Raw genomic sequence first — 13,525 nt, 5'->3', positions numbered from 1 at the left:
TAAATCCCCTCCTCGGAGGGGACTTGGATAACGGCTGATTCTGTTGGTTCCGGTTCGGGGCCGGCTGTTTATGCGTTTTGTGCGTCCAACTGGCTCAGGGCGAAAGCGTATGCGCCGACCGAGATGGCCTGGCTGGCGCCGAGCTTCGAGATCGTCACGCCGATGCGTTTCTGCGGGTCGTAGGCCACATAGCGGTCCGTGCCGTAGACTTTCAGGGGTTGCATGCTGCCTTTGGCGAACTCCTGGAACTCCGCGTCGTCGTCCAGGTCGTAGACCTTCATCTGCACGCGGTTCAGTTCGTCGCCCGAGAGGGTGTGCATCTTCGAGCGGAGCTCTTTCAGCAGGCTCGGCATGATCCACTTGCGGGCTGCGGTGATGCCGCCGCCGATGACGATCAGTCCGTCCACCAGCGTCACGGCCGTGGCCATGGCGTCACCGGCGATTTCGCCCATTTCGGCGAAAGCCTGACGGGCCGCCTCGACGTTGCCCGGGCGTTTGCCGTCGGCGATCTCGCAGATGTCCTTGGGTTCCAGCCCGTGGTTCGGATCGTTGGCCAGCTCGCCGTAGACCCGCTTCACGGCGCGCACGGCCACGCCCTCCTCGACGATGATCTCCGGCATCTTCTTGTGCCGCAGGCAAAAGGTCTCGACGCACGAGTTGTCGCCGCGGTTGAGGCGGTTGTCGACCACGATGCCCACGCCGAAGCCCGTGCCGAAGGTGTAACCCACGAGGTTTTTGTAGCGTTTGGGACTGTTCAGCGCCTCGAGCCGGGCGTTGACCGCAGGCAGGGCTCCGCCCAGCGCCTCGCCGTAGGCGAACAGGTCGCCGTCGTTGTTGATGAAGACCGGGATGCCGAACGTCGCTTCGAGGAACGGTCCCAGCGCTACGCCGTTGCGGAACGACGGGAAATTGGGGAGATAGCCTCCGATAATGCCGTTGGGGTAGTCGGCCGGGCCGGGGAATGCGAAAGATATGGCTACGGGTTTTTCCGAAAGGCGGCTGATGACGGCCCGGAACCCTTCGACCATCGTCGCAAGGCATTTGTCGAGGTCTTCGGCGTGCGAAGGCAGGGTGATGGGCTCCACGATGAATCGGTTGGCCTGCATGGCTCCGAACACGAGGTTCGTGCCGCCGGCGTCGAGGGTGATCACCACCCGGTTGTCATGGCTGTACATATTGAGTAGTTTAGTTTGTCGGTGTTACATGTAGCAAAGATAGGTAAAAAACTGAAAACGAAAAAGCCGTCGGCGGCTGCCGACGGCTTTTTCGTCCGTTTATCGGGATCAGTTGTTCTCGGGGCGCAGTTTGCGCACCACGGCGCCGGTCTGCCACATCTCGCTTTCGCGCATCTCGCGCAGCTCATCGTCGAGCTTCTCACGGTAGTCGGGTTTGCTGTTCAGGTCGATCGAACGCTGTGCCTCGTTACCGGCGGCCACCTCTTTGTAAAGCTCCTCGAAGACGGGTTTCGTGGCGTCGCGGAACTTCTTCCACCAGTCGAGCGCACCGCGCTGGGCCGTGGTCGAGCAGTTGGCGTACATCCAGTCCATGCCGTTTTCGGCCACGAGCGGCATCAACGACTGCGTCAATTCCTCGACGGTCTCGTTGAAGGCCTCCGAAGGGGTGTGGCCGTTGGCGCGCAGCGTGTCGTACTGGGCGGCGAAGATGCCCTGAATGGCGCCCATCAGCGTGCCGCGCTCGCCCGTGAGGTCGGAGTAGACCTCGCGTTTGAAGTCGGTCTCGAAGAGGTAGCCCGAGCCGACGCCGATGCCCAGCGCCACGACGCGTTCGAAGGCGCGGCCCGTTGCGTCCTGGAACACCGCATAGCTCGAGTTGAGGCCGCGCCCTTGGAGGAACATCCGGCGCAGCGACGTGCCCGAACCTTTCGGGGCGATCAGGATCACGTCGACGTCGGGCGGGGGCACGATGCCCGTGCGCTCCTTGTAGGTGATGCCGAAGCCGTGGGAGAAGTAGAGCGCCTTGCCCGGGGCGAGGTGTTTTTTGATGACGGGCCATACGGCGATCTGTCCGGCGTCGGACAGCAGGTATTGGATGATCGTGGCGCGCTCGGCGGCCTCCTCGATGCCGAAGAGCGTTTTGCCCGGCACCCAGCCGTCGGCGACGGCCTTGTCCCAGCTCTTGGAGCCTTCGCGCTGGCCGACGATGACGTTGAAGCCGTTGTCGCGGAGGTTCAGCGATTGGCCGGGGCCCTGCACGCCGTAGCCGATGATGGCGATGGTCTCGTCTTTGAGGACCTCGAGGGCTTTTTTCAGGGGGAATTCTTCGCGGGTTACGACGTTCTCTTCGACGCCGCCGAAATTGATCTGTGCCATGTTTTTCGTGATTTTGGTTTGTTGTATGTTCTGAAAATTATTCTGCGTTTCTCATGCGGTCCAGCTCTTCGAGGTATTCGTTCAGCAGCTCGCGCCGCGATTTGATGATGGCCACCGTGCCGCTGCGCACGAACTGCTGGACGCCGTAGGGCTGCAGCAGGCGGAATAGCGCCTGCGTGTCGGCCTTGTGGCCGGTCTTCTCGACGACGATGTAGTCCTCGTCGATCTCCAGGATGCGGACGTTGTGCTTGCGCACGAGTTGTTCGACGCCCTGGCTGCGGGTGACCTTGTAGAGGGCGATCTCCTGCTGCACCACCTCCTCGGGGGTGTAGACGAAGGTTTTCAGCACGTCGATCTTCTTCTCGACCTGCCGCACGAGCTTGTCGATCTGTCCGGGGTCGGTGCGGACGACGATCGTGAATTTGTGGATGCCCGGGAGCGCCGATTCGGAGGTCGTGAGACTCTCGATGTTGACATCGCGGCAGGTGAAGACCGTGGTGATCTGGCTCAGCAGACCCACTTTGTTTTCTGAAAATACGGTGATGATGTATTCCTGTTCCATACGCTGTTTCGTTTTACTCGAACCGGATGTCCGCCACCGGGGCGCCGGCCGGGACCATCGGGAAAATGTTCTCTTCGCCTTCGACCCGCACTTCCAGCAGGAAAGCGCCCTCGGAAGCTTTCATCGCGGCGACGGCTTCTGCAAGCTCCTCGCGGCGTTCGACGAGGCGGTAGCTGATGCCGTTGCCGCGGGCGATGAGCCCGAAATCGGGGTTTATCATCTCGGTAAAGGAGTAGCGGCGGTCGTAGAAAAGCTCCTGCCACTGCCGCACCATGCCGAGGAACGAGTTGTTCAGCAGGACGATTTTCACTGCGACGTGCGACTGGAAGATGGTTCCCAACTCCTGAATGGTCATCTGCAGGCCGCCGTCGCCGGCGAACAGCACCACTTCGCGGTCGGGGGCGCCCAGCTTGGCGCCGATGGCGGCCGGAAGCCCGAAACCCATCGTTCCGAGGCCGCCCGAGGTGATCATGCTGCGGCCGCGGCGGAACCCGAAATAGCGCGCGGCGTTCATCTGCTGCTGGCCCACGTCGGTCACCAGCACGGCGTCGTTGTCGTAGGCCCGGGCCACGGCGTCGACCGCCTCGCCCATGCGGATGCGCCCCTCGCCCGGGTGCACCGCCTTGCGGACGACGGCCTCGTATTCGATCCTGTCGCACTCCCGGAACTCCTCGATCCATGCGCTGTGGTCGCCTTTGCGGATACGCTCGGTGAGCATCGGCAACACCTGCTTCGCGTCGCCCACGACGGGCACGTCGGCCGGAATGATCTTGCCGATCTCTGCGGGGTCGATCTCCAGATGGATCACCTTGGCGTTTTCGCCGAAGTGGGCCGGGCATCCCGTCACGCGGTCATCGAAACGCATGCCGACGGCCACGAGCAGGTCGCACTCCCGGTTTTTGATGTTGGGCCCGTAGTTGCCGTGCATGCCCAGCATGCCCACATACTGCGGATAGTCCGACGGCAGAGCCGAGAGCCCCAGCAGCGTCGAGGCTGCTGGCATGCCGCTCTTTTCGAGGAACGCCCGCAGTTCGGCTTCGGCGTTGCCCAGCGTCACGCCGTGACCCGCCATCACCAGCGGGCGGCGGGCGGCGTCGATCAGCCGGGCCGCCTCGGCGATGCGCTCCGCGTCGGGAGCGGGCGAGGGGACGTAGCTGCGGATGGAGGTGATCTTTTCGTAACGGAAAGGGGCCGTGCCGCACTGGGCGTCTTTGGTGATGTCCACCACGACGGGGCCCGGACGGCCCGAGCGGGCGATATAAAAGGCTTTGGCGATAGCCGCCGGGATGTCCTCGGTGCGTTTTACCTGGCAGTTCCACTTGGTCACGGCCTGCGTGATGCCGACGAAGTTGGTCTCTTGGAAGGCGTCGGTGCCCAGCAGCGAGGAGCCGACCTGCCCGGTGACGAGCACCAGCGGCGTGGAGTCCATCAGCGCATCGGCCAGCCCCGTGACGGTGTTCGTGGCGCCGGGGCCCGAGGTCACGAGGCAGACGCCGACCTGTCCGCTGACGCGGGCGTAGCCCTGCGCGGCGTGTACGGCGCCCTGCTCGTGGCGGACGAGGATGTGGCGCAGGCGGTCGCGGTAGTCGTAGAGGGCGTCGTAGACGGGGATGATAGCGCCTCCGGGGTAGCCGAAAAGGGTGGTAACGCCTTCGTGGAGGAACGATTCGATCAGGGCCTTCGATCCCGTGATCGTGGGGTCGGAGGCCGGTTGTCGCTCTTCGGGACGGGGTGTGTTCATAAGCGGGTTCGTTTTTTTTATTCTTCGTCGATGATGCGCACGGCGCCTTTGTCGGCCGAGCTCACGAGCTGCGCGTAGGCCCGCAGCGAAGCCGGAACCCGGCGGTCGCGGTTTGCCGGACGGAACTCTTTCCGGGCGGCCATGCGGGCGGCTATTTCGGTGTCGTCGATCAGAAGGCGGATCGAACGGCGGGGGATGTCGATTTCGATTTCGTCGCCCGTGCGGACGACGGCGATCTCCCCGCCCGAGGCGGCCTCCGGCGAGACGTGCCCGATCGAGAGTCCCGAGGTGCCGCCCGAGAAGCGGCCGTCGGTAATCAGCGCACAGGCTTTGTCGAGTTTCTTCGATTTGAGGTATGACGTGGGGTAGAGCATTTCCTGCATGCCCGGGCCGCCCTTGGGACCTTCGTAGCGGATGACGACCGCTTCGCCCGGCTGCACCTCGTCGGCGAGGATGCCGTTCATGGCCTGCTCCTGCGACTCGTAGACCCGGGCCGGGCCGCGGAAGACGAAGAGTTTTTCGTCGACCCCGGCGGTCTTCACGACGCAGCCCGAGCGGGCGATGTTGCCCGTCAGCACGGCCAGTCCGCCGTCGCGGAAATAGGCGTGCTCCGCGTCGCGGATACAGCCCGCCGTGCGGTCGGTGTCGGGTTCTTCGTAATAGGAGTGTTGGGCGCCGAGTTCGCGGCTGTAATGGCCGGCCGGGGCGCTCAGCGCGCGGCGGCGTGCCGTGTCGGAAGCCGTGGGGGAGAGGATGTCGCAGGCGGCGACGGCCTCGCCGAGCGTGCGTCCGTCGACGCGCTGCGCCGAGGTGTCGAGCAGTCCGGCGCGGCCGAGTTCGCCGAGGATGGCGAAGATGCCGCCGGCGCGGTTGACATCCTGGATGTGGTAGTGGGAGTTGGGGGCGACTTTGCAGAGCACCGGGACCCGCCGCGAAAGGCGGTCGATGTCCTGCATCGTGAAATCCACGCCCGCCTCGTGTGCCACGGCCAGCAGGTGCAGCACCGTGTTGGTCGAGCCGCCCATGGCGATGTCGAGCGACATGGCGTTTTCGAAGGCGGCCTTGGTGGCGATCGAGCGCGGCAGGACCGAATCGTCGCCCATGAAGTAGTAGCGTTCGGCGTTGCGGACGATGAGCGCTGCGGCCTCCTCGAACAGCCGGCGGCGGTTGGCGTGCGTGGCGACGATCGTGCCGTTGCCCGGGAGCGAGAGTCCCAGCGCTTCGGTGAGGCAGTTCATCGAGTTGGCGGTGAACATTCCCGAGCACGATCCGCAGCCGGGGCAGGCGCAGCGTTCGATTTGTGCGATCTCCTCGTCGCTGCACGTGTCGTCGGCGCCCATGACCATCGCGTCGATCAGGTCCACGCCGCGGCCCCGGAACTTCCCGGCCTCCATCGGGCCTCCCGAGACGAAGACCGTCGGGATGTCGAGCCGCATGGCGGCCATCAGCATGCCCGGGGTGATTTTGTCGCAGTTCGAAATGCAGACCAGCGCGTCGACCTTGTGGGCCGAGGCCATGTATTCGACGCTGTCGGCGATGATCTCGCGCGAGGGCAGCGAGTAGAGCATGCCGTCGTGGCCCATGGCGATGCCGTCGTCGACGGCGATGGTGTTGAACTCCGCGGCGAAGCATCCGAGCGCTTCGATCCGCTGTTTGACGTACTGGCCGATTTCGTGCAGGTGCACGTGGCCCGGCACGAGCTGGGTGAACGAGTTGGCGATGCCGATGATCGGGCGGCCGAACTGCTCCTCGCGCATGCCGTTGGCCCGCCAGAGGCTTCGGGCTCCCGCCATTCGGCGGCCCGTCGTGGTGACGGCGCTTCTGAGTGTGTGTTTCATCTTTCCGTTTCGGTTTCAGTCTGTGTCCCGGCCCGTGCCGGAAATAAAAATGCCTTTCCCCGGCAGGAGAAAGGCTTTATCATATTCGTCGATCATGCACGCCACCTTTCTCCCGTTATCTTCTAAGGACGACGAGGTGCAGGGTAATGACGATAATGATCGAATGAAGCATGGTCTGTTTTTTCGTATTCGTTACAGGACAAATATATGGATATTAAATTTTTTGAACAAATAATTTTCTAAAAATATTTAATATTGTGACAGTCCGGAAGCAGATTCTCCGATCAGGTTTGCATCTGTTCGTTCCGCGGATGGTTTGATTACGATTTGATAGCCGGTTTTTGGCCCTGAAATGTCTGTTCGAGCCGTTTTTTCGCCGGATTGGGATTTCGAAGCCCCGGAACGACTTTCATTTTTGATCCGAATGAGCCTTTTTGCGCCTTTTTGTGCTACTCCTATATATATAAAAAGCCTTTCGGGATTTTTCAGGGCGGTTTTACGAATTGTTACTTCGATTTGGATTTTTAAAATATTTGTTTTATATTTGCCGATGATGGTTACCAAACGGCATATCGCGATGACTGGACGAGGTTGCGGATTTATCGGCAATCCCGCAGGCTGTGCGTATACCTTCACGACCACGACGACTACCACCACGACGACTACGACCCCTGTGGGGGTTCGATAGTCAATAATCCGTCCGCATACTCGGTATGCACTTCCGGCCAAGGCTGCCGGAGCGGAAAAAAGGTTACAATCAAATAATTTAATCGACAAACGTTACCTGCCGGCCTTCGAGGGCGCTGATTTCGCTGCGTAGCAGCACTAAGCCCTTCCCTCAGGGAAGGGCTTGGGATGGGGGCAGGCTTATATACGCGGCGGTACGCCGCGAATACGGCCGGGCGACAGGTGATGACAGTCCACTTGTTTAATGAACTTTCTGTTATGAAAAAATATATTCGGGTTTTCGCGCCGGGAACGGTGGCGAATCTGGGTTGCGGTTTCGACGTGATGGGCCTGACGCTCGACGGCGTCGGCGATTTGCTGGAGATCGGCGCCGAAGAGGGGGCCGAAGGATTGGAAATCCGCAACCTGAGCGGGATGAACCTTCCCGAAAACGTCGAGGACAATGTGATTACCCCCGCCCTGCGGGCCATGCTCGCGGCATACGGCCGTCCGGTGCGGATCGAGATCACGATGCTCAAAAAGATCGCTCCCGGCAGCGGCATCGGGTCGAGTGCGGCTTCGTCGGCCGCCGCCGTCTACGGGCTCAACGAATTGCTGGACCGTCCCTTCTCGGGCAAGGAGCTCGTGGAGTTCGCCATGATGGGCGAGGCGCTGATCGGCGGCACGCCCCATGCCGACAACGTGGGGCCTGCGGTGCTGGGCGGTGTGGTGCTGATCCGCGGTTACGAGCCGTTCGACATCGTCCGGCTGCCCGTGCCCGACAACTTTTTCTATGCCGTGGCGCATCCGGCCATCGTGGTCAGCACGAAGGATGCCCGCGAGGTGTTGCCGCGCGAGATTCCCCTGTCGAAAGCCATCACGCAGTGGGGCAATGTCGGGGGACTGGTGGCCGGGTTCGCGCTGCGCGACGTGGCGCTGATCGGGCGTTCGATGCACGACGCCGTCGTGGAGCCCTACCGCAAGGGATTCATCCCCGGGTATGATGAATTGAAAGAGCTGGTGCTGGCCGAAGGTGCGCTGGCGATGAACATTGCCGGGTCGGGACCGTCGGTTTTTGCGCTGGCTTCGGATTATGAGGTGGCGCAGCGGATCGCGGCGCAGATGAAACGGCATTTCCAGGAGCGGCAGATCGGCTGCCACACCTATGCGGGCCGCGTGTCGAACGCCGGAGCGCGTGTCGTGGGACAATAAAAACGCGAAACGATGAAATTTTACAGTACGAGAGATACGAAACGGGCCTGCGGCTGTTCGCTCCGCGAGGCCGCGATGATGGGGCTGGCGCCCGACGGCGGGCTGTTCGTTCCCGAGCGCATTCCGCAGGCCGATATGGCCGAGGTCGAACGGCTGGCAGGGGAGTCCTATGCCGCGATGGCGGGCTATCTGGCCGGGCTTTTCTTCGGCGACGATTTCGATCCGCAGGCTTTGCGGGGGGAGCTGGAGACGTTGTACGACTTTCCCGTCCCCCTGCGGGCGGTGGGGCGCGGACGCTACACGCTGGAACTGTTCCACGGTCCGACCTGCGCTTTCAAAGATTTCGGCGCCGGGTTCATGGGGCGTGCTATCGGTCTGCTGGGGGCCGCCGACGAGCGGCTGGTGATCCTTACGGCCACCTCGGGCGACACGGGCAGCGCTGTGGCGCACGGGTTTCACAACGTGCCGGGTGTCGATGTCGTGGTGCTCTATCCCGAGGGGAAGATCAGCCGCTTGCAGGAGTGTCAGATGACGGCCCTCGGGGGCAACATCCATCCGCTGCGGGTCGCCGGGACGTTCGACGACTGTCAGCGGTTGGTGAAAGAGCTCTTCGCCGATGCGGAGTTCCGCAAGCGGCGGCGCGTCACGTCGGCCAATTCGATCAACCTCCTGCGGTGGATTCCCCAGGCATTTTATTACTTCTACGGCTATTGCCAATGGCGGCAGGCCGCGGGCGGCGACCGTCCCGTTGTCGTCGTGCCGAGCGGCAACTACGGCAATTTGGCCGCGGGGATGCTGGCGCAGCGCATGGGACTGCCTGTCGGGGGCTTTGTGGCGGCGTCGAACGTCAACGACGTGGTTCCCGAATTCCTCCGCACGGGCGTTTACCGCACGCGGCCGTCGGTGAGGACCCCGGCCAATGCGATGGATGTCGGCGCCCCGAGCAATTTCGAACGCATGCTGTGGCTCTGCGGGGGCGATCCCGAGGTCCTGCGCGGCGAGCTGGAGGGATTCCGCTGCGACGACGCCTGCATCCGCCGCACGATCGACGAGCTGTACGAGCGGCACGGCTATTTCTCCGATCCCCACAGCGCCGTAGGTTATGCCGCCTCGATGGCGGTCGGCAAACCGGGCTTTTACCTTTCGACGGCCCATCCCGCCAAGTTCGGGGAGGTCATTACCTCGGTGACCGGGGCCCGGGTGCCGCTTCCCGAACGGCTCGAAGAGCTGACCCGCAGGCCGCAGCGTTCGGAACCCCTCGCTGTCGACCTCGCGGCCCTCGAAGCGTATGTCGAGAAAATCTGAATCCGAAAGTTTACCCGCCGAAACCGGCGGGTAAACTTTTCTTTTTATTGTATTTTATTTTGCTTTTGTTTATATTTGTTGCGTAAAAGCAAAATAAACTACCGATGAACCTCAAACGTCTGCTTCCTTTTCTGATTGTTCCGCTGCTGTTGACGGCCTGTCCCTCGGGCCGTAACCGTGCGGATGCGCCCGATCTGGGCAAACTGCCCCGCATGATCCTTTCGGGTGAACAGGGCCCGTTCCACGTACAGGGCATTGCCGTCGACCTCGAACGCGGTTACATCTACTTCTCCTTTACGACCAAGCTGCTGAAAATGGACCTTGCGGGAAACCTCATAGGCAGTGTCGACGGCCTGACGGGCCATCTGGGGTGCCTGACGATGAATCCCGCGGACGGGCGTGTCTACGGTTCGTTGGAATATAAGGACGACGTGATCGGCAAGGGCATTCGCAAGACCCTCGACAAGGAGTCGGAAGGGGTGGACCAGACGGGATTTTACATCGCCGTATTCGATGTGGACCGCATCGTGCGTCCCGATATGAATGCGGAGAAAGACCGTGTGATGACCGCCGTTTATGTCAAAGAGGCTGTCGACGACTATTTCGCGGAGGCCGTGAACGGCGGCCGGACGGTCGCCCACCGTTTCGGATGCTCGGGTATCGACGGCGTGACCTTTGCGCCACGCTTCGGCAGCGGTGGGAAGGGCGATTATCTCTATGTGGCTTACGGCATCTACGGCGACACGCTGCGCACGGACAACGACTATCAGGTGTTGCTGGCTTACGACACGCAGGATTGGAAACGCTATGAGCAGCCCTTGTCGCAGTCGAACCTGCACAAGAGCGGCCCGACGACACCCGATCACAAGTATTTCGTCCGCACGGGCAACACCTCCTGGGGGATTCAAAACCTGGCTTACGATCCCGCCTCGGGCAACCTCTATGCGGCGGTTTACAAAGGCAAAAAATCCCGATACCCCAATTATTCGCTTTTTGTGATCGACGGCGGGAAGCCCGCCCGCAAGGAGGCGTTGCAGGGTTTCGACACGCCGACCGAGGGCGAGGTGCTCTCGCTGCTTCCTGCCGGAAAATCGGCCGACGGCATCTACGGCTGGGATTTCAAATGGGGTTCGACGGGGCTGTGCCCGTTGGGCGGAGGCTATTTCTACATTTCGGAGAACGCGCGTTCGAAGGAGACCCGCCAGCAGAGTTCGACCGTCCGTCTGTACGAATGGACGGGCGACGCCGAAGCCCCGTTCCGGGCGGTCGAGTAGCGATTCTTCCGGATACAAAAAATTCCCGGCGGCTCTTTCATAGGGCCGCCGGATTCGTTTGAGAGTCGGTCAGTCCAGCGTCGACGGGCCGAGGTTCAGGATCTTTTTCATATTCCCGATTACGTCCCGGTCCTTGTCCCGCTCTTTTTCCGGCAGGTCTTTGAACGGGACGATCGACCAGTGCAGTTTGAAGCAGTCGATGTCCTTCAGCCGCTCGGCGCAGGTGTCCCGGTAGCCGATGATGCTGCGGTCGGCGCACCAGCGGCGGTGCTCCATCTCATGAAGCGCCGAATTTTCCGCATAGCGTTGGTAGATGCCGTACATCTCGGTCTGGTAGCGGTTCGAGAAGCGGAAATCCTCGCTGGTCAGGTACCACAACAGCCGGGCCGTGCGTTCGGCTTCGGCCCGGTGCGCGGGCATTGCCGCGAGGTCGAGGATGTCGGTACCCTCCAGTTGGTGTGTTTCGAGGTATTTTGCATAGGCGGCGTAAACGGGGTGTTTCGGACTCCCTTTGCCGGGGGCGTATTTCAGGTCGTAGTAGGCATTGACCCACATGGCGGCCGTGTCGTCCAGCAGGTGGCCGCTGATGCCGTCGGTGAGCATGCCGAAGACCTTTACGTGTTTGAATTTGCGCTTGTCGGCATCGAGTATCTCGCCGATGCCCTGCTGCAACTCCTGACGGATCAGGATGCGGACATTGTCGTTGTTTCCGGCGATGCAGCCCTCCGGCTCCCGGCCGATGATGTAGTAGGCCTCTTCGGGAAGGCTGAGGCCCGTCGAGAGGCTCAGGTCGGGGTCCTGCAGGCAAACGGCGATCGTCACCAGTTCCCGGCTGTCGGTCGCAGCCGCGGTAATCATCTCCCGCACGGCGGTATCCTCGACGCGGCCTTTGACGTATTCGACCCCGATGTCCCCGATCTGTTCCAGATAAGGGTATTGGGAGCGGAACTGCGGCAGCAGGTCGTCCATGGCCTTGTCGATCACCGTGATACGGGTTCGGTTGGCGCCCGTCCGCTCGTCGTAGTTGGGGTAGTGGCACAGCCGCAGCGCCTCGAGCAGCAGGGCGCGCCCCATGCGGTTGAAGCCCACGATGATGAGGTGGACGTGGCGTCCGTCGCAATCCAGCGGTTTGAAGTCGAGGTCCGCGTAGTCGGCCTCTTTGTAATGGCCCCACAGCAACCGAGCCCAGTTCTCGTAAAAGTTGAAAGGCCGGAAGTAGATGACGCTTTTCCCGTCGTCGTCGGCGATGAATTCGGCCGGCAGGGCGAGTTTCTGGATGATGGAGTAGGAGGCCGGGCGGTCGAACTGTACGTTGACTTTCAGCGGCGTTTTCGTCTCCCCGCGCAGCTCGCGGATGATCCGCACGCACTCGAGGTTCTTCGAATCGCGGCCGTATTCCTCCCTTTCGCCCAGGATGTAGACCTCGCGGGCCGTGTCGATGTTGAGTTTGGCGAGATGCTCCCGGGATTCGATGTTGCCCGCGTAGAGGATCACCTTCCGCTCCAGTTCGGGAGCCAGCTGCGACTGGATGCGGGCCCGCACGCAGGGGATGTCCTGATTGGTCATCAGGATGATTTTGGGCAGCTTCGCGGTCTGACGTTTCCCGGTTTTCGGGAGCCGCTCCGATTCGTGCCGGAAGATGTTGAGCAGCAGGCAGACCGAAATCTCGCCGTAGCCGATGACGACATAGTGGTCGCGGATGCCGGGGTAATTCACCAGTCCCCGTTCGACGCCGTTCACGCGGCGTTCGACGATGTTCGACAGCGTGGTGATGAGCAGTCCGCCCAGGAGCACCATGCCCATCAGTGAGATTATGAGCATGAATCCCTGCACGGCGGGGGTTTCGTCGTCGTTCAGGTAGCCCGGGTCGAGGAAGTGGTAGATCACGCCCCGCGCCTTGCCCCATCCGTCGTCGTGCGTAAGGATCGAGCAGTCGGACCAGATCGCCAGCAGGATGCAGACCCCGACCACGACCACGATGACCGTGATGAAGCTGACCAACTGGTAGCGGATGCCGCCCGAGATGATGCGGTCGAAATACTCCATCCCGTTGCGGCGGTAGGCGGGGCGCCGTCGCCAGAGCCGGACGGCGGCGGCCGTCACGGCTGCAACGGCCGTCAGCGCCAGCCACCAAGGGGCGTGCAGAAAGACGGCGGCCAGGATGAGGGCCGCCAGACCGCAGGCTGCTGCGAACCGGATGCGGGTTGTTCGTTGTGTGTGCTGCATGTCGTTAATCGTTTGGGGGCGTTGTTCGAATCCGGAATCCCTCCGCGAGTCCGGTCCGGGATTATTTCCGTTCGATTGTGAATCCGAGTTTGAGGATCAGCCGGATGGTTTCGACGGCCGTGTTGCGGTCGTATTCGCGCTCTGCCTCGGGCAGCTCCTCGTAGGGGATCAGGCAGGGATGCTTTTTCGCGGCGTCGTCGCGTTCGGGGCCGTAGCTCCATCCCTGCGCGATGCGGGTCTGGGCCCAGACCTCATGGACATTGCGGGCCATCTGTTCGGTGAGTTCCTGCAGCGCTTTCGGGAGTACGACTTCCGACGTATCCATCGGCGCGGGACGGTATTCGTTCGTATACATAATCGGTGTGTTATAT

At 62.0% G+C, this 13,525-nt stretch carries 11 protein-coding genes; 3 read left to right on the top strand and 8 right to left on the bottom strand.

Annotated elements, in window-relative coordinates; translation table 11 throughout:
• Positions 1–68: 68 nt before the first annotated feature.
• The 6 genes from BLU78_RS02920 to BLU78_RS13950 all read right to left on the bottom strand — a co-directional run bounded on the left by BLU78_RS02920 (position 69) and on the right by BLU78_RS13950 (position 7,035).
• Positions 69–1,175, bottom strand: a complete 1,107-nt coding sequence (locus BLU78_RS02920; RefSeq protein ID WP_010264177.1) for an ROK family protein — start codon at positions 1,173–1,175, stop codon at positions 69–71.
• A gap of 108 nt (positions 1,176–1,283) precedes the next feature.
• On the bottom strand, positions 1,284–2,330 hold the full coding sequence (gene ilvC, locus BLU78_RS02915) for a ketol-acid reductoisomerase (protein ID WP_010264179.1): 1,047 nt from the start codon (positions 2,328–2,330) through the stop codon (positions 1,284–1,286).
• Positions 2,331–2,367: 37 nt separating this feature from the next.
• On the bottom strand, positions 2,368–2,892 hold the full coding sequence (gene ilvN / locus BLU78_RS02910) for an acetolactate synthase small subunit (RefSeq protein ID WP_010264182.1): 525 nt from the start codon (positions 2,890–2,892) through the stop codon (positions 2,368–2,370).
• 13 nt (positions 2,893–2,905) lie between these two features.
• The gene (gene ilvB / locus BLU78_RS02905; RefSeq protein ID WP_010264186.1) at positions 2,906–4,633 is read right to left on the bottom strand and encodes a biosynthetic-type acetolactate synthase large subunit; all 1,728 of its coding nucleotides are present in this window, start codon (positions 4,631–4,633) and stop codon (positions 2,906–2,908) included.
• A 17-nt stretch (positions 4,634–4,650) separates the two neighbouring features.
• Positions 4,651–6,471 carry a dihydroxy-acid dehydratase gene (gene ilvD / locus BLU78_RS02900; protein ID WP_010264189.1) on the bottom strand — a complete coding sequence of 607 codons (1,821 nt, stop codon included), beginning with the start codon at positions 6,469–6,471 and terminating at the stop codon, positions 4,651–4,653.
• 249 nt (positions 6,472–6,720) lie between these two features.
• Complete coding sequence (locus BLU78_RS13950) at positions 6,721–7,035, bottom strand: hypothetical protein (protein WP_143029350.1); 315 nt, start codon at positions 7,033–7,035, stop codon at positions 6,721–6,723.
• Between the two features lie 381 nt (positions 7,036–7,416).
• Between BLU78_RS13950 and BLU78_RS02895 the strand changes: the two genes are divergently transcribed.
• From BLU78_RS02895 to BLU78_RS02885, 3 genes are all read left to right on the top strand, one after another.
• On the top strand, positions 7,417–8,349 hold the full coding sequence (locus BLU78_RS02895) for a homoserine kinase (RefSeq protein WP_010264193.1): 933 nt from the start codon (positions 7,417–7,419) through the stop codon (positions 8,347–8,349).
• Between the two features lie 12 nt (positions 8,350–8,361).
• Positions 8,362–9,654 (top strand): threonine synthase, encoded by a 1,293-nt coding sequence (gene thrC / locus BLU78_RS02890; protein WP_010264197.1) that lies wholly within the window; start codon positions 8,362–8,364, stop codon positions 9,652–9,654.
• A 104-nt stretch (positions 9,655–9,758) separates the two neighbouring features.
• Positions 9,759–10,928 (top strand): hypothetical protein, encoded by a 1,170-nt coding sequence (locus BLU78_RS02885; protein ID WP_010264201.1) that lies wholly within the window; start codon positions 9,759–9,761, stop codon positions 10,926–10,928.
• A 69-nt stretch (positions 10,929–10,997) separates the two neighbouring features.
• Here the strand turns inward: BLU78_RS02885 and BLU78_RS02880 are convergent, their stop codons facing one another.
• Positions 10,998–13,154 carry a hypothetical protein gene (locus tag BLU78_RS02880; protein ID WP_010264206.1) on the bottom strand — a complete coding sequence of 719 codons (2,157 nt, stop codon included), beginning with the start codon at positions 13,152–13,154 and terminating at the stop codon, positions 10,998–11,000.
• A 61-nt stretch (positions 13,155–13,215) separates the two neighbouring features.
• Positions 13,216–13,509, bottom strand: a complete 294-nt coding sequence (locus BLU78_RS02875; protein WP_010264209.1) for a RyR domain-containing protein — start codon at positions 13,507–13,509, stop codon at positions 13,216–13,218.
• Positions 13,510–13,525: the final 16 nt, after the last annotated feature.

Origin of the sequence: Alistipes timonensis JC136 (genome assembly GCF_900107675.1) — a bacterium.
GTDB classification, from domain to species: Bacteria; Bacteroidota; Bacteroidia; order Bacteroidales; family Rikenellaceae; genus Alistipes; species Alistipes timonensis.
The sequence above is the reverse complement of the archived record's forward strand: the minus strand, read 5'-3'. Positions and strand labels throughout refer to the sequence as shown.

What these genes read in the sequence shown, in the direction of transcription:
- ilvC (WP_010264179.1), bottom strand. Translation starts at nt 2,330, where the DNA reads ATGGCACAGATCAATTTCGGCGGCGTCGAAGAGAACGTCGTAACCCGC.
- ilvD (WP_010264189.1), bottom strand. Translation starts at nt 6,471, where the DNA reads ATGAAACACACACTCAGAAGCGCCGTCACCACGACGGGCCGCCGAATG.
- BLU78_RS02875 (WP_010264209.1), bottom strand. Translation starts at nt 13,509, where the DNA reads ATGTATACGAACGAATACCGTCCCGCGCCGATGGATACGTCGGAAGTC.
- ilvN (WP_010264182.1), bottom strand. Translation starts at nt 2,892, where the DNA reads ATGGAACAGGAATACATCATCACCGTATTTTCAGAAAACAAAGTGGGT.
- BLU78_RS02895 (WP_010264193.1), top strand. Translation starts at nt 7,417, where the DNA reads ATGAAAAAATATATTCGGGTTTTCGCGCCGGGAACGGTGGCGAATCTG.
- BLU78_RS02885 (WP_010264201.1), top strand. Translation starts at nt 9,759, where the DNA reads ATGAACCTCAAACGTCTGCTTCCTTTTCTGATTGTTCCGCTGCTGTTG.
- BLU78_RS02880 (WP_010264206.1), bottom strand. Translation starts at nt 13,154, where the DNA reads ATGCAGCACACACAACGAACAACCCGCATCCGGTTCGCAGCAGCCTGC.
- ilvB (WP_010264186.1), bottom strand. Translation starts at nt 4,633, where the DNA reads ATGAACACACCCCGTCCCGAAGAGCGACAACCGGCCTCCGACCCCACG.
- BLU78_RS02920 (WP_010264177.1), bottom strand. Translation starts at nt 1,175, where the DNA reads ATGTACAGCCATGACAACCGGGTGGTGATCACCCTCGACGCCGGCGGC.
- thrC (WP_010264197.1), top strand. Translation starts at nt 8,362, where the DNA reads ATGAAATTTTACAGTACGAGAGATACGAAACGGGCCTGCGGCTGTTCG.